Consider the following 14,341-nt stretch of genomic DNA (forward strand, 5'->3'; position numbering starts at 1 on the left):
CCTCACCGGGCCCTCGCCGGGCGCGGGACGCCCGTCGGCCGCAGCGGTGGCAGTGGCAGTTGCAGTGGCAGTGGCAGTGGCAGTGGCAGTGGTGGGATCATCGGCCGAGGCCGAGGCCGAGGCGGACGCTGACGGTGTGTCGGTGGGCGGGCGCTGGGCCTCGTACGCGCTCCATGTCCGGTTCGACAGATACCAGAGCAGTCCCACCAGCGCCGTGGGCACCAGCGAGGCGAGGGCGAGCCGACGGCCGGGCTGCGACCACCAGCCGTGTCCCGCCGGCGACAGGAAGCCGAGCCAGGACCGCTCGGCGACACAGTCCGCCGAGCCCGCGCACTGCCACGCCGTCAGATCGAGCGCGACCTCGCAGGCGGCGGCGGTCAGCAGCACGGTGAGAGTGAGGGCGACCAGCCTTACGAGGACTCCGTACAGCCGCTGGGACTTGGCCAGGCCCTTGGTGGCGGGCCGCATCCAGTGCGCGAGATTGACCACCATGAAGGGAAGCAGCAGGAGCCACAGCGCGCGCGAGCCGTTGCCCGAGGTGAGGTTGGACCAGCAGTACGCCTCGGGGACGGGCCTGCCGGCATGGCGCTCCGGATGCCGCTCCGCCTCCGCGTCGTCCCTGCGCCGGTAGACGGCGGCCGTCTCGTCACCGGTGATCCTGACCGTACGCGGATCGTCGAGCATCTTCTGCGGGGTGGCCCCGCCGACGCCGTGGACCAGCAGTTCGAGCGCGGCTCCGCCGCTCTGCGGATCCGGAGTTTCTGAGGGCACTTCGATGGCTCGCTCTCGGAGTGAACAGGGTTCGGGGTGATCGGAGTGGATCGGGACCGGGCACGGCCCGCGCGACAAGAGGCACCACAATCGCGGATCCCGGCCGTTGCCCGCGCGACTCTCACGGAATCTCCCCGAGGCCCGCCTCCGCCAACCCCCGGCGCGAGTGTCCGAACCGCGTGCGAGGATGAGGGACCCGTACCGATCGGACATCCTCGGCCATCGGGGACGGCGGGATACGGCATACGGCATACGGCATACGGCATCGGACGACAGCGGAACCACAGTGAAACTCCAGCGACCATCTGGATGAGGACCAGGAAAGGAACGGCCCGGCGGTGAGTGACAGTCAGAACCTTCTCGCGGAGCAGCGCCGTGCCCTGATCCTGGACGAGGTGCGCCGGCGCGGCGGAGTCCGGGTGAACGAGCTGACGCGCAGGCTCAATGTCTCCGACATGACGGTGCGGCGGGACCTGGACGCGCTGGCCCGCCAAGGCGTCATCGAGAAGGTGCACGGCGGTGCGGTGCCGGTGGTCGAGGCGAGCACGCACGAGCCGGGATTCGAGGCGAAGTCGGCGCTGGAGCTGACCGCCAAGGAGGACATCGCGCGGGCGGCGGCGGCCATGGTGGTGCCCGGGAGCGCGATCGCGCTGTCCGGGGGGACCACGACCTATGTGCTGGCCCACCATCTCGTGGACGTACCGGATCTGACGGTGGTGACCAACTCGATACGGGTCGCTGAGGTGTTCCACGCGGCGCAGCGCGCGGGCATGGCGGGCGGCGGGCATCCCGGAGCGGCGACCGTGGTGCTGACCGGCGGGGTGCGCACACCGTCGGACGCGCTGGTCGGCCCGGTGGCGGACCAGGCGATCCGCTCGCTCCACTTCGATGTGCTGTTCCTCGGCGTGCACGGCATCTCGGTGGAGGCCGGGCTGTCCACACCGAATCTCGGCGAGGCGGAGACCAACCGGCGGTTCATGCGGTCGGCGCGCCGGGTGGTGGCCATCGCCGATCACACCAAGTGGGGCACGGTGGGCCTGAGTTCCTTCGCGACGCTGGACCAGGTGGACACGTTGGTGACGGACGCGGGGCTGCCGCAGGAGGCTCGCGAGGAGCTCGCCGAGCTGCTCCCGGGCCTTGTGGTGGCGGGCGGGCCCGAGGACCTGATACCGCCGCAGGATGCCTGACCGCGCGCCCGGTATCTCGTCTGCGGCCGTGCCGTCAGCCGTTTGCTGTGTGGCGGACCAGGGCATTCGTCCCGTGCCACGCACTAAAATGTCCGGTCCCATCATTCGACGCCGCCCAGGGATGTGCTGTCCATGGCCCGCCAACTCCGTTCCGTGGAACTGGACTTCGCCGAGTCCGCGCCCGTACGTCTGGCGTACACGGACCTGCTGAGCGCGCCGCCGGAAGCGGTCTACCGGGCGCTCGCCATCGAAACGGAGTCCTGGCCCGAGTGGTTCAGCGCGGTGACCGCCGCCACGCCCACACCGGAGGGCCGTACGGTGCGGCTCAAGGGCGGTGCCCGCTTCCGGGAGACGGTGCTGGCCGCCCAGCCCGATGTGCTCTACGCGTATCGCACCGACGAGACCGACGCACCCGGCGTACGCGCCCTGTTGGAGGCATGGCGGCTGGCACCGGCAGGCAATGGCACCCGGGTGCGGTGGACCGTGGCCACGGACGGGACAGCGGTGTACCGCACAGTTCTACGGCTGGCCCGCCCGGCCATGGGCCGCACCTTCCGACAGGCGGTACGCGCCCTCGACCGGCGCCTCGCGAAGGCCTGAGGCCCTGTGGGCGTCAGGCGCTGTCCGGCCAGACGCCGTCGGCCAGGAAGCGGTCCAGTGTGACCGTGTACGGAGCGATGTCCAGGCCCTGCCGGCCGAGCCAGGCGTCCGAGTAGTACTTGTCGAGATACCGGTCGCCGGGATCACAGAGCAAGGTCACCACACTGCCGTGGCGTCCCGCCGCGACCATCTCCGCCACGATCTTGAGCGCGCTCCACAGTCCCGTACCGGTGGAGCCGCCTGCCTTCCGTCCGATGGCCCGTTCCAGCGCGCGTACGGCGGCGACACTCGCCGCGTCCGGCACCTTCATCATCCGGTCGATGGCTCCCGGCACAAAGCTCGGTTCCATCCGGGGCCGGCCGATGCCCTCGATCCGGGAGCCGTGTTCGCTGCATGCCAGCGGATCGTTACGGGTCCACCCGTCGAAGAAGCACGAGTTCTCCGGGTCCGGAACGCAGATCCGGGTGTCGTACTGCATGTAGTGCACATAGCGCGCGATGGTCGCCGAGGTGCCGCCGGTCCCGGCCGTGGCGACGATCCAGGCGGGCTCCGGATAGCGCTCCAACTTGAGCTGCTGGTAGATCGATTCGGCGATGTTGTTGTTGCCGCGCCAGTCCGTCGCGCGCTCCGCGTAGGTGAACTGGTCCATGTAGTGGCCGCCGGTCCTGGCGGCCAGGTCCGCGGACTCCTCGTACAGCTTCCGCGAGTCGTCGACGAAGTGGCAGCGCCCGCCGTGGAATTCGATCAGCCGGCACTTCTCAGCGCTGGTGGTACGGGGCATGACCGCGATGAACGGCACGCCGATCAGCTTGGCGAAGTACGCCTCGGAGACCGCCGTCGAGCCGCTGGACGCCTCGATCACCGGCTTGCCGGGACGGATCCAGCCGTTGCACAGACCGTAGAGGAAGAGCGAGCGGGCGAGCCGGTGCTTGAGGCTGCCGGTCGGATGCGTCGACTCGTCCTTGAGGTAGAGATCGATGCCCCACCGCTCGGGCAGCGGGAAGCGCAGCAGATGGGTGTCTGCGGAGCGGTTGGCGTCGGCCTGGACCTTCCGTACGGCTTCCTTGAGCCACGCGCGGTACTCGGCGTCGCTGCGGTCCACGTCGACGGTCGCCCTGGCCTCACCGCCGCCCGCCGCCCAGACTCCGGCCACTGTCCCACCGTCGGCCGCTGTCCCACCGCCCGCCGTCGTCGTGGCCTCGGCCGCTCCCGTACTGTCCCGTTCTCCCGTGCTGTCCGGTCGCGTCATGTCCGTGGTCCTCGTCTCCTCGTCCCTCTCTTGAAGGTACCCCTACCACCTGCGCAAACGTCCGCTTTGGGCAGCCATAGCGATGCCTTGGAGACCCTGTGCGCGAGGCGGTCTGGTGTCCATGGGCATACTTGGGCAGACTGCCTGTGCGGGGTATGCACGGAGGGGGCTGAGAACCATGGCTGAGCCGGAGTTCGACGCGCGCGGGGTACGGATAGAACGGTGGCCGCGTTCGCTCACCAAGGCAGGCCAAGTCCTCATCCAGGACGGCAGACTGGCCCTGCTGACCAGCTACGGCCGGGTGATCGACAGCGCGCCGCTGCGGGCCGTACGGGCGGCGAGGCCCTGGTTCGCGGGCCGTGGCAGCACGGTCGCCACCGTGAACGGGATCCGCTACCGGCTGACCATGGGCCAGCGCGATCACCGACCCGACGCGTCGGCGCTGGCCGTACGGTTCATGGAAGCCGTCAGCCGGGCGAGCCACAAGAACACATGACCTGCCCGCGGAGCGCCTGAACCGCCGCGCACACATGGCCCGCGGCAGAGCGTCCGATCTGCCGTGGAAGACGCGATCAGCCTTTGATCCGCCGCGAGTTGCGAAGCCGGGTCCCCTGGTTCACTCTGGTCTCACATCACTCAGGGTGAACCGGCGGTAACACTGCGATCCAGCCCCGCCGGGCCGGGAACAGCAGCGAGCCAGCGAGCGCGCTGCCGGACCCGTTCCTTCGTCGTCTTCCGGACCTCATTTCGGGGAGTCGCAGCCGTGATCAGCCAGCCCCGCAGGCATTGCACGGTGGAGCTCCAGGCCCTGCCGTCGCGGATCGGTCAGGTCCGCAGAATCATCTCCGCACAATTGCGTTCTTGGCATCTCGATCCTTTGATCGACCAAGCGGCACTCGGCGTCACCGAGCTGCTGACCAACGTCCACCGCCACGCGCAGCCCGACAAGCTGTGCACCGTCGATATCGAGCTGCTGCTCGAACGCCTCATGGTCTCGGTCAGTGACCACGACCCCCGGATACCGACGGTCAACCGTGCCAATCCCTTCGACACAGGCGGTCGCGGTCTCGCACTGATCGCGGCCGTGAGCGAGAGCTGGGGCGTGCGCGCCCGAGGCGATACGGGCAAGAGCATCTGGTTCACGCTTCCCGCGCCGCCGGCCGCACTCTCCCAGGCCCTGAGTCCGGTGTACGGAGCGACGACCGACGGTCCCTTCCCGGACTTCGAGTTCGGCACTCTGGCCGGCGAGCACAGGGCCGCCACGGTCCGGTCGGTCATGGTGAGCTGACCGCGCGTGGTGAGGTGACCGCGTGACCGTGGCTACTCCGTGGCGATGGCGCGCAGTACGTCCAGGCGCGCGGCCCTGCGCGCGGGCCGCCAGCCCGCGATCGCACCGGCCGTCAGCCCGACCACGGCGATCAGTACCAGGTGAACCGGCGGTACGGCGAAGGCGAAGGGTGTGTCCCCGGCACCCTCGGACGCCTTGACGATCACCCAGCCGAGCAGCCCGCCCAGAGCCAGTCCACCAGCCGTACCGAACGCGGCGACCAGCACCGATTCCCAGCGCACCATAGCCCGGAGCTGGGCCCTGGTCTGGCCGACGGCCCGGAGCAGACCGAGTTCCCTGGTCCGCTCGTGGACCGCGAGCGTCAGGGTGTTGGCGATCCCGAGCAGGGCGATCACCACGGCGAGGGCGAGCAGCGCGTAGACGAGAGTCAGCATCATGTCGATGGCTCCCGCCGCGGTACGCGCGTACTCGTCACGCGTCTGCACCTCCGGGTTTCCGTACGCCTCCGCCGCCTTCTCGACCGCCGCCGTGCCGGCGGCGGCGGACACGCCGTCCCGGAAGGTGACGGAGACCAGGGTGTCGGAGTCCTGCGCACGGTGCGGCGCCCAGGCGGCCCGGGTGATGACATAGTCGCCCGCCAGTTCCGACCGCCCGTAGACGGCACGGACGGTGACGGTCTCCTTCTTCCCGTCGGTGAAGGCGAGTTCGGCGCTGCCGCCGAGCCGCAGGCCACGCTTGTCCGCCTCGGTGTCCGAGACGGCGATCCCGTCCGTACCGAGACCGGTGAGCGAGCCCTGCACGGAGCCCAGATCGAAGCCCTCGGCGAGCGCGACCGGATCGGTGACGGTCAGCGCACGCCCCTGCCCGTCGACCTCGGCCACTCCTCTGCCGAGACCGACGGCGACGGCCACCTCGGGCAGTTTCGCGAGGGCCGGGGCCAGCCGGGGGCTCAGCCCGCTGCCTCCGCCGCCGAAGGCGGGCGCGCTCACCGCGAGATCCCCGGCGAAGGAACGGTCCACCGTGCGGTCCATGGTGGCCTTCAGCGAGGCGCCGAAGACCGTGAACAGCGAGACGACGGCGACACCGATCATCAGCGCGGTGGCGGTCGCGGCCGTGCGCTTGGGGCTGCGCAGCGCGTTGCGCCTGGCCAGCCCGCCCGACATACCTCGGAGCCGGTCCAGCGGCCCGCCCAGGATCCGTACCGCGTACGAGGACGCCACCGGGCCGAGCACCACGAACGAGACCAGGGCCAGCACCGCGCCCGTGCCGGCGAGCAGCAGTGACGGCGTGGCGAGGACTCCGGTCAGGATGGCACCCGCACTCACCGCGCCCAGAGCCGTTCCGGTGAACGCGCGCGTCCGGGAGCCACCCGAATGGTCCACCGCGGTCTCGCGCAGCGCGGCCAGCGGAGCGGTGCGCCCGGCCCGTACGGCGGGAAGCAGCGCGGATCCCAGACAGACGACGACACCGACGGCGAGAGGCAGCAGCATGGAGAGCGCGCCGATCACCAGAGGGCCGTCGGGGAACGGGAATCCGATGGCTGGGAACAGCGCCTGAAGGCCCGCCGCGATCCCCAGGCCGGCGAGCAGTCCGGCGGCGGACGCGGCCAGCGCGACGACGGCCGCCTCGGCGAGCGTCGAACCGACGATCTGGCCGCGCGAGGCGCCGAGCGCGCGCAGCAGGGCGCTCTCACGGATGCGCTGGGCGACGACGATGGCGAAGGTGTTGTGGATGGAGAAGGTGGCGACGAGCAGCACGATGCCGGAGAAGACCAGGAGCAATGTGGTGAAGAGACCGAGGAACTGACCGGAGATCATGTCCTGGTTCTCGTCGGCGGACTCCTGTCCCGTGATGGCTTCGACGCCGGGCGGCAGGACGGAAGTAAGCGCGTCGACCAGTTCCCGCTGGGTGACGCCGGGTCCCGCGCGCACCTGGATGCTCGCGGCCCTGCCCGGCTCGGGAGTGAGGTACTTCTCGGCGTCGGCCCGCGTCATACCGGTGTAGGTGACCTGGGCCATGCCGTCCTCGCCGGCGAAGGTGGCCAGACCGACGACGGTCACCTCGACCGGATCCGGAGTGCGCAGTACGGTCCTGTCGCCGATCCTCAGTCCGCCGGCCTCGGCGGCGCCGCGGTTGACGACGACCTCGCCGGTCCTGGCGGGCACGCGCCCTTCGGCGAGGCGGTACGGATTGAGTTCCTGGTCGTCGATCCAGTTGCCGGCGACGGTGGGCGGGCCCTGGCCGCCGATGGGCTCGCCGTTCGCGCCGACGAGCTGACCGGCGCCCTCGATCCTGGGCGCGACGGCGGCGACCTCGGGGGTCCGCCCGATACGGGCGATCAGCGCGGTGTCCACCGGCTCTCTGCTGCCCTGGCCCTCGCCCGGGACGGTGACCACATTGGAGCTGCGGACGACGGCGTCGGTGCCGCCCGCGGCCTCGCCGAACATGGTGCCGAAGCTGCCGCGCAGCGTGTCTCCCATGACGAGAGTGCCGGTCAGAAAGGCGACACCGAGCAGGACGGCGGTGAAGGTGCCCGCGAAGCGCCGCTTGTGGGCACGGAGCGAGTTACGGCTGATACGAAGTGAGGCGCGGGTCCCGCTCATGTGGTCGGCCCTTTGCGGGTGGTGGAGCGCTTGGCGTTGGCGGCCTCTGTGTCTGCTCGGTCCGTGTGGGCCGGGGCTACGTGCGCGAGGGCTGTGTGTGCCGGGCCCATGACCGCCGGGCTCATGTCTGCCGTGTTCCTGCCGTCGAACGCCTTCAGCCGGTCGAGCACTCGGTCGGCGGTCGGGTTCCGCATCCGGTCCATCAGTCGGCCGTCCGCGAGGAAGACCACCTCGTCGGCATGGGCCGCGGCGACCGGGTCATGGGTGACCATGACGACCGTACGGCCCGTCCTGCGTACCGTACGGCCCAGCAGCCGCAGCACCTCCTCCCCCGCGCGGGAGTCGAGATTGCCGGTCGGTTCGTCGGCGAAGACGACATCGGGGCCGGCCGCGAACGCGCGGGCCACGGCGACGCGTTGCTGCTGTCCGCCGGACAGCTCACCGGGCCGGTGGTGCAGCCGGTCGCGCAGTCCGACGGCGTCGATGAGGTCGTCCAGCAGCTCGTCGTCGTGCGGTCTGCCCGCGAGGTCCATCGGGAGAGTGATGTTCTCGGCGACCGTGAGAGTCGGAATGAGATTGAAGGCCTGGAAAACAAAGCCGATCCGCTCGCGGCGCAGCAGCGTGAGCCCTCGGTCGTCGAGAGTGCTCAGATCCGTACCGCCGATGAAGGCGGAGCCCGAAGTGAGGGTGTCGAGTCCGGCCGCGCAGTGCATCAGGGTGGACTTCCCGGAGCCGGAGGGCCCCATGATCGCGGTGAAGCCGCCCGCCGCGAAGTCGACGCTCACTCCGTCCAGGGCCCGCACCTCCGTATCGCCCTTGCCGTAGATCTTCACGGCGCCGACGACACGGGCCGCGGTGCCGGTCACCGTGGCGGTGCTCATGCCGTACCCGCCTTGCCCGTACGGCCGAACTGCTCGTCCAGCACGGACAGTCGGCGCCAGTACTCGTCCTCGTCGATCTCACCGGCCGCGAACCGGCGGCCGAGCATCGCTATGGGCGACTGGTGGTCGTACGGAATGCCCGCGGCCTGCCAAGGGCCACGGAATCCGCCGCCATTGCTCCTGCCACGGCGCCATATGGTGCGGCGCAGGAGCGTGAGGGCACCGAATACAACCGCCGCCCAGAACAGTGGGAACAGCAGAATCCACGGGCCGGGCCCGCCGTGGAAGGCCAGAGTGTTCATCTCGGTTCAGCTCCTCGGGAAAAGGTCTCGCCGTCTTTCCTTGTCGCCTCCGAGCCTCGCGTCGGGAGCGGCCCGAGTCGTCGTACGGCCAGCGGCCGTGCGCGTACCACTCCGGGAGTAGCCGCGGGTCCGCGCACTGCTCCCTGCCGCGCTCCACCGGCCCGCGGGAGCACGACACACCGCGCGAGATGGACGACCGCTATCAGGTCCTGCATCTGTCACAGCCGCGGCGAACGGAACTCGGCGAGTGCGCACGTCCACCGCGTGAGCGCGCCCAGCGCGTCAGGGCCGTCAGTACATGAGGGCCGTCAGTACATGAGGGCCTTCAGTACGTGAGGGCCGTCAGCGCGTGAGGGCGCCCAGCGGATCGTCCAGCACCGGCTGCCATGCCACCTCGGCCGCGCCCACCAGGCTGTTGTGGTCGAGCGTGCAGGGCAGAATCGGTACGCCACCGCCGCGGCCCCACAGACTGCGGTCGGCCACGACGGCATGCAGCCGCTCCGGGTCCGCGTCGAGCAGTTCGCGGTGGAGTCCGCCGAGGATGATCCGGTCCGGGTTGAGGATATTGACCAGCCCGGCGAGCCCCAGTCCCAGCCGGTCGATCAGCTCCTCGGTGGCCCGGCGTACGGCCGGGTCGGCGTACTCCGTACGGAGCAGATCCCGCGACTGCTGGAGCAGCGAGACCTCGGGGCCCGGCGCGCGGCCGGCGGCGGTGAGGAAGGCGAGCGGATCGGCCTCGACGTCGAGACAGCCCTTGCTGCCGCAGTAGCAGGGCCGGCCCTCCGGATTGACCGTGAGATGGCCGACTTCGAGGGCGAGGCCCGAACTGCCGGTGTGCAGGCGGCCGTCGAGGACGAGCGCGCCACCGACACCGCGATGTCCGGTGGCGACACAGAGCAGATGCTGGGCACCGCGGCCCGCGCCGTGCCGGTGTTCGGCGAGGGCGGAGAGGTTGACGTCGTTCCCGGTGAAGGCGGGGCCCTCGATACCGGCCGCGCGTATCCGCTCGGCGAAGACGTCACGGACCGGGGCACCGGCCGACCAGGCGATGTGCAGCGGATTGAGGGCGGTGCCTCCGGGCTCGGCGACGGCCGAGGGCACGGCGAGGCCCGCGCCCACACAGCGCCGTCCGGTGGAGCGCAGCAGCGCGGCCCCGGCCTCCACGGCCTCGCCGAGCACCTGGGCCGGATCGGCCGAGACCGTACCGCTGCGGGGAGCGGTGGCGACGATACGGCCGCCGAGCCCGACCAGCGCGACCCGGAAACCGTCGACATGCACCTGGGCGGCCAGGGCGACGGGACCGTTGTCGTCGACCGACAGCCGGTGCGAGGGCCGCCCTTGCGAGCCCGCGGCGGCACCGGGCCGCGAGTCCACCTGGATCAGCCCGAGGGCCTCCAGCTCCGCGGCGACAGCTCCGGCCGTGGCCCGGGTGACACCCAGCTCCGCGGTGAGCACGGCCCGGGTGGGCGCACGACCCGTATGAACCAGTTCCAGTGCAGGGCCGAGCGCGCCGCGGCCTCTCTCCAGCCTTGTCCGCCTTGTCTGGGTAGTGGTCACCTTGCCGTCCATGGAGGCGAGTCTCCCATGATCCGAAGGCACAACGACCTCCTCGGCCCCACCTTGCACGGACACCGGGCCTCAGAACCCTGCTCGGTGCCTCCGCGCGACTTGTACGGATGGTTCCTCGCACCTATTCTCATTTTGTGCCGCATCTAAACAAAGTAGGGACGGCCGTCTCGGGGGGCGATGACGCGGACCTCGCGGCTCGGTCCTCGTTGTCCCGGCTCCGTACCGCACTGACCGTTTTCTTCGCGCTCGACGGCTTCATGTTCGCCGGCTGGGTGGTCCGTATCCCTGCCATCAAGGATCAGACCGGGGCTTCAGAGAGCGATCTCGGGCTGGCCCTGCTGGGCGTATCGGCGGGCGCCGTGGTGACGATGGTGTTCACCGGGCGGCTGTGCCAGCGGTTCGGGAGCCATCCGGTGACGGTGGTGTCGGCGGTGCTGCTCTCGCTCAGCATCGTGCTGCCGCCGCAGGCGCACTCGGCGCCGGCGCTCGGTCTGGTGCTGCTGGTCTTCGGCGCGGCCTACGGTTCCTTGAACGTCTCCATGAACAGCGCGGCCGTCGATCTTGTCGCGGCCCTGCGGCGGCCGGTGATCTCCAGCTTCCACGCGGCGTTCAGCCTCGGCGGCATGGTGGGGGCAGGGCTGGGCGGGCTGGTCGCGGGCGGTCTCTCCCCCACCGTCCATCTTCTGCTCCTGACCGGTGTCGGACTGCTGGTGACCGCGGTGACCGGGCCTGTGCTGCTGCGGCGGCGTGCACCCGTGCCTTTGCCTGTGCCTGTAGCGGTGTCCGGGCCCGGAGCCGAGGCGGGCGCGGCGCACACGCCGCGTGGGCGTGGGCGCGGCACGCGGCGGGTGGTTCTGCTTTTCGGAGTGATCGCCCTGTGCACGGCGTACGGCGAAGGCGCGATGGCCGACTGGAGCGCGCTCCATCTCACCGAGGACCTCGACGCCTCTCCCGGCCTGGCCGCCGCCGGCTACTCCCTCTTCGCCCTCGCCATGACGGCGGGCCGGCTCTCCGGCACGGTCCTGCTGGAACGGCTCGGCCAGAACCGCGCCCTGGTCCTCGGTGGCCTCACCGCCGCGCTCGGAATGCTGCTCGGCGCTCTCGCGCCGACCGCCTGGGCAGCGCTGACGGGCTTCGCCGTGGCCGGTCTCGGTCTCGCCAATATCTTCCCGGTGGCCGTCGGCCGCGCGGGCGCGCTGGCCGGACCCGGCGGTGTCGCCACCGCGTCGACGCTGGGGTACGGCGGGATGCTGCTGGGCCCGCCCGCGATCGGCTTTCTGGCCGACTGGTTCTCGCTGCCGCTCGCCCTGACCACCGTCGCGCTGCTGGCGGCGGCAGCCGCGGTCATCGCCCACGCGGCGCGCCATGTGTCGGCGGAGCCCGCACCTCAGCAGCCGTGAGTCGCGAGTAGCTCCGGTATGCGTGGGCAGGCTACATACGCAGCCTGAGTAGGTGTACTCAGGCAAGGCCGTTCGATCCGGCGCACCCTGGAAGTACCACACCTCAGGGGAGAAGATCATGGCTTCTGGACTGCTGACCACACTCGCGCGGCTGACATTCGGGAACCGCGTGTCCCAGGTCTATCTCGGTCTGGTCGCGGCGACGGCCGTCTTCGTCGCGGTCGACACCCTCTTCGTGGCGCACCCGGACGCGTCGTTCGCCGGAGTGTGGCTGTTCTTCCTCGCGGCGCCGACCGTCTTCGTCTTCTTCATAGGCGGTGAGCTGGTCGGTGGTACGTTCGCCGACTCCGCCGCGTTCGTCTATCCCGCACTGGTGCTCTCGGTGCTGATCCAGGCGGCGGCGCTGGGCGGTTTCGTACGGCTGCTGCGTGACCCGCGGCGGCCCTCGCACCCGCGCGAGGCCTGACGGGCCCGCGCGGGGCGTCTTCCCATCCCTCCGTGGCGGCGCCAGACTCGGTTCATGGGGTCACGGAGCACTGCCGAACGGGATGCCGTCACGATCGGAATCGGCTTCGCCCTCCCTCGGCGGCCGTCCGCCGAACCCGGACCGTCAACGCAGATCAGCCCGCCCGCTCAGCCGAGCCAGCCCGGTCGTACGAGTCCCGACTCATAGGCCAGAACGACGAGTTGGGCCCGGTCCCTGGCGCCCAGTTTCACCATCGTCCTGCTGACATGCGTCTTGGCCGTGAGCGGGCTGACGACCAGCCGGCGGGCGATCTCCTCGTTGGAGAGACCGATACCGACCAGTGCCATCACCTCCCGCTCACGCTCGGTCAGTTCACCCAGCCCCGCGAAGTCCGCCGGGACCTTGGAGCGGGACGCGAACTCGGCGATGAGCCGGCGCGTCACCCCCGGCGACAGCAGCGCGTCGCCCGCCACCACCGCCCGTACCGCGCGCAGCAGTTCATCCGGCTCGGTGTCCTTGACCAGAAAGCCGGAAGCACCGGAGCGGATCGCCTCGAAGACATACTCGTCGAGTTCGAAGGTGGTGAGCATGACCACCTTCACCTGGTCGAGCCCTCCGTCCTCGGTGATCCGGCGCGTGGCGGCCAGACCGTCCAGCAGGGGCATCCGGATGTCCATCAGCACCACATCGGGCCGGAGTTCACGTACCCGGCGCACCGCCTCCCCGCCGTCGGCCGCCTCACCGGCGACCTCGATGTCCGGCTGGGCGTCAAGCAGCGCGCGGAAGCCCGCCCGTACCAGCGACTGGTCGTCGGCGAGCAGCACACGGATCACGGTCACTTCCTGGTCCTCAAGAGTCACTCCTCGGCCCTCACCGGAATCGTCGCCCGGACACGGAAACCGCCGTCGGGCCGTGGCCCCGCCTCGATCGTGCCACCGAGCGCGGCGGCGCGCTCGCTCATTCCGACGAGACCGTTGCCGCCGCCGCCCGCGTCTGTGCCGGTCGCGGGTCCCGCGTCGTCTATACGGAGTTCGAGCAGTCCGGGCGCGTATCCGAGCCGGACCTGTGCCGTACGGGAGCCGGAGTGGCGCACCACATTGGTCAGCGCCTCCTGGATGATCCGGAAGGCGGCCAGATCGGTGCCGGGCGGCAGCGCGACCGGGCGTCCGTCCCGCAGGATCTCGACGGTGAGCCCGGCGCCGGCAGCCTGTTCCACGAGTTCGGGCAGCCGGTCGAGGCCCGGTGCGGGCGCGCGCGGAGCGTCGCCGGGCGTTCTGAGCGTGTCGAGGACCTGCCGTACCTCGCCGAGCGCCTCCTTGCTCGCCGCCTTGATGGTGGTGAGCGCCGTACGGGCCTGTTCCGGATCGGAGTCGAGCAGGGCGAGCCCGACGCCCGCCTGGACATTGATGACGGAGATGGAGTGGGCGAGTACGTCATGCAGCTCACGGGCGATCCGCAGCCGTTCCTCGTTCTGTCTGCGCTTCTCGGCCGCCCGGCGCTCGGCGCCCTCCCTGGCCCACTGCTCCCTGCGGACCCGGACGACGTCGGAGGCCGCGCAGAGGGCGAACACGAAGGCCGCGATGACGAGTTCCTGTCCCCAGGGCGCCGCGTGGTCATGCGCCGGAGGCAGCCAGCGATAGAGCCAGTGTGTGATGAGCACATGGCCGGCCCAGAGCAGTCCGACGGCCCACCATGCCGCCCGTCGGTGGCCCGCGACGATCGCGGCGAAAGTGGCCACGCCCACGGTGAGGAAGATCGGTCCGTACGGGTAGCCGGCGGCGAAGTAGATCAGGGCGCTCGCCGAGACGCCGAAGACGGAGACGACGGGGTGGCGGCGGCGGAAGAGCAGCAGGACGGGTCCCGCGAGCAGCAGCAGCCGGGCGTAGATGTCGAGAGGGAGGCGATCGCCGTGCTGATTGGCTCCGGCGAAGGTGGTTCCGACGGATACGAAGACGGCCAGGAGCAGAGTCGAGGGCCAAGGCAGCCGACGGCTCGGCCGCCCGCCGCCGAACCGGAAGCCGGAGC

At 70.7% G+C, this 14,341-nt stretch carries 13 protein-coding genes and 1 pseudogene; 6 read left to right on the plus strand and 8 right to left on the minus strand.

Features of this window, described 5'->3' with window-relative positions:
* Positions 1-777: pseudogene (locus GA0115259_RS10895) on the minus strand (hypothetical protein); the annotation flags it as partial.
* A 332-nt stretch (positions 778-1,109) separates the two neighbouring features.
* On the opposite strand from GA0115259_RS10895, the gene GA0115259_RS10900 reads away from it, so the two are divergent.
* Both GA0115259_RS10900 and GA0115259_RS10905 read left to right on the plus strand, forming a co-directional pair.
* Positions 1,110-1,958: a DeoR/GlpR family DNA-binding transcription regulator gene (locus GA0115259_RS10900; RefSeq protein WP_093594382.1), complete on the plus strand. Its 849-nt coding sequence runs from the start codon at positions 1,110-1,112 to the stop codon at positions 1,956-1,958.
* A 132-nt stretch (positions 1,959-2,090) separates the two neighbouring features.
* Positions 2,091-2,558, plus strand: coding sequence for an SRPBCC family protein (locus GA0115259_RS10905; protein WP_093594385.1), 468 nt, complete (start codon positions 2,091-2,093; stop codon positions 2,556-2,558).
* Positions 2,559-2,571: 13 nt separating this feature from the next.
* Here GA0115259_RS10905 and GA0115259_RS10910 read toward each other — a convergent pair whose 3' ends face one another.
* Positions 2,572-3,807 carry a PLP-dependent cysteine synthase family protein gene (locus tag GA0115259_RS10910; RefSeq protein WP_237539907.1) on the minus strand — a complete coding sequence of 412 codons (1,236 nt, stop codon included), beginning with the start codon at positions 3,805-3,807 and terminating at the stop codon, positions 2,572-2,574.
* A 178-nt stretch (positions 3,808-3,985) separates the two neighbouring features.
* Between GA0115259_RS10910 and GA0115259_RS10915 the strand changes: the two genes are divergently transcribed.
* Both GA0115259_RS10915 and GA0115259_RS10920 read left to right on the plus strand, forming a co-directional pair.
* Entirely contained in the window at positions 3,986-4,303 is a 318-nt protein-coding gene (locus GA0115259_RS10915) for a hypothetical protein (RefSeq protein WP_093594388.1), read from the plus strand.
* A gap of 267 nt (positions 4,304-4,570) precedes the next feature.
* Positions 4,571-5,095 carry an ATP-binding protein gene (locus GA0115259_RS10920; protein WP_176732501.1) on the plus strand — a complete coding sequence of 175 codons (525 nt, stop codon included), beginning with the start codon at positions 4,571-4,573 and terminating at the stop codon, positions 5,093-5,095.
* 32 nt (positions 5,096-5,127) lie between these two features.
* Here the strand turns inward: GA0115259_RS10920 and GA0115259_RS10925 are convergent, their stop codons facing one another.
* The 4 genes from GA0115259_RS10925 to GA0115259_RS10940 all read right to left on the minus strand — a co-directional run bounded on the left by GA0115259_RS10925 (position 5,128) and on the right by GA0115259_RS10940 (position 10,450).
* Positions 5,128-7,698, minus strand: coding sequence for an ABC transporter permease (locus GA0115259_RS10925; RefSeq protein WP_093594394.1), 2,571 nt, complete (start codon positions 7,696-7,698; stop codon positions 5,128-5,130).
* Positions 7,695-8,579 (minus strand): ABC transporter ATP-binding protein, encoded by an 885-nt coding sequence (locus tag GA0115259_RS10930; RefSeq protein WP_093594397.1) that lies wholly within the window; start codon positions 8,577-8,579, stop codon positions 7,695-7,697. Before GA0115259_RS10930 ends, GA0115259_RS10925 begins: the two co-directional genes overlap by 4 nt.
* Positions 8,576-8,881: an SHOCT domain-containing protein gene (locus GA0115259_RS10935; protein ID WP_093594400.1), complete on the minus strand. Its 306-nt coding sequence runs from the start codon at positions 8,879-8,881 to the stop codon at positions 8,576-8,578. The genes GA0115259_RS10930 and GA0115259_RS10935 overlap by 4 nt, the downstream gene beginning before the upstream one ends.
* A gap of 342 nt (positions 8,882-9,223) precedes the next feature.
* Complete coding sequence (locus GA0115259_RS10940; RefSeq protein WP_093594403.1) at positions 9,224-10,450, minus strand: ROK family protein; 1,227 nt, start codon at positions 10,448-10,450, stop codon at positions 9,224-9,226.
* A 134-nt stretch (positions 10,451-10,584) separates the two neighbouring features.
* On the opposite strand from GA0115259_RS10940, the gene GA0115259_RS10945 reads away from it, so the two are divergent.
* Both GA0115259_RS10945 and GA0115259_RS10950 read left to right on the plus strand, forming a co-directional pair.
* The gene (locus GA0115259_RS10945) at positions 10,585-11,850 is read left to right on the plus strand and encodes an MFS transporter (RefSeq protein ID WP_093594406.1); all 1,266 of its coding nucleotides are present in this window, start codon (positions 10,585-10,587) and stop codon (positions 11,848-11,850) included.
* Between the two features lie 118 nt (positions 11,851-11,968).
* Positions 11,969-12,316: an SCO4225 family membrane protein gene (locus GA0115259_RS10950; RefSeq protein ID WP_093594409.1), complete on the plus strand. Its 348-nt coding sequence runs from the start codon at positions 11,969-11,971 to the stop codon at positions 12,314-12,316.
* Between the two features lie 167 nt (positions 12,317-12,483).
* Here the strand turns inward: GA0115259_RS10950 and GA0115259_RS10955 are convergent, their stop codons facing one another.
* Both GA0115259_RS10955 and GA0115259_RS10960 read right to left on the minus strand, forming a co-directional pair.
* Positions 12,484-13,149 carry a response regulator transcription factor gene (locus tag GA0115259_RS10955; RefSeq protein WP_093594415.1) on the minus strand — a complete coding sequence of 222 codons (666 nt, stop codon included), beginning with the start codon at positions 13,147-13,149 and terminating at the stop codon, positions 12,484-12,486.
* A 23-nt stretch (positions 13,150-13,172) separates the two neighbouring features.
* Positions 13,173-14,300: a sensor histidine kinase gene (locus tag GA0115259_RS10960; RefSeq protein WP_093594418.1), complete on the minus strand. Its 1,128-nt coding sequence runs from the start codon at positions 14,298-14,300 to the stop codon at positions 13,173-13,175.
* Positions 14,301-14,341: the final 41 nt, after the last annotated feature.

The sequence above is a fragment of the Streptomyces sp. MnatMP-M17 genome (assembly GCF_900091995.1).
Lineage (GTDB): Bacteria > Actinomycetota > Actinomycetes > Streptomycetales > Streptomycetaceae > Streptomyces.

Coding starts and splice junctions, on each gene's coding strand:
- GA0115259_RS10905 (WP_093594385.1), top strand. CDS start 2,091: ATGGCCCGCCAACTCCGTTCCGTGGAACTGGACTTCGCCGAGTCCGCG.
- GA0115259_RS10910 (WP_237539907.1), bottom strand. CDS start 3,807: ATGACGCGACCGGACAGCACGGGAGAACGGGACAGTACGGGAGCGGCC.
- GA0115259_RS10915 (WP_093594388.1), top strand. CDS start 3,986: ATGGCTGAGCCGGAGTTCGACGCGCGCGGGGTACGGATAGAACGGTGG.
- GA0115259_RS10925 (WP_093594394.1), bottom strand. CDS start 7,698: ATGAGCGGGACCCGCGCCTCACTTCGTATCAGCCGTAACTCGCTCCGT.
- GA0115259_RS10930 (WP_093594397.1), bottom strand. CDS start 8,579: ATGAGCACCGCCACGGTGACCGGCACCGCGGCCCGTGTCGTCGGCGCC.
- GA0115259_RS10935 (WP_093594400.1), bottom strand. CDS start 8,881: ATGAACACTCTGGCCTTCCACGGCGGGCCCGGCCCGTGGATTCTGCTG.
- GA0115259_RS10940 (WP_093594403.1), bottom strand. CDS start 10,450: ATGGACGGCAAGGTGACCACTACCCAGACAAGGCGGACAAGGCTGGAG.
- GA0115259_RS10950 (WP_093594409.1), top strand. CDS start 11,969: ATGGCTTCTGGACTGCTGACCACACTCGCGCGGCTGACATTCGGGAAC.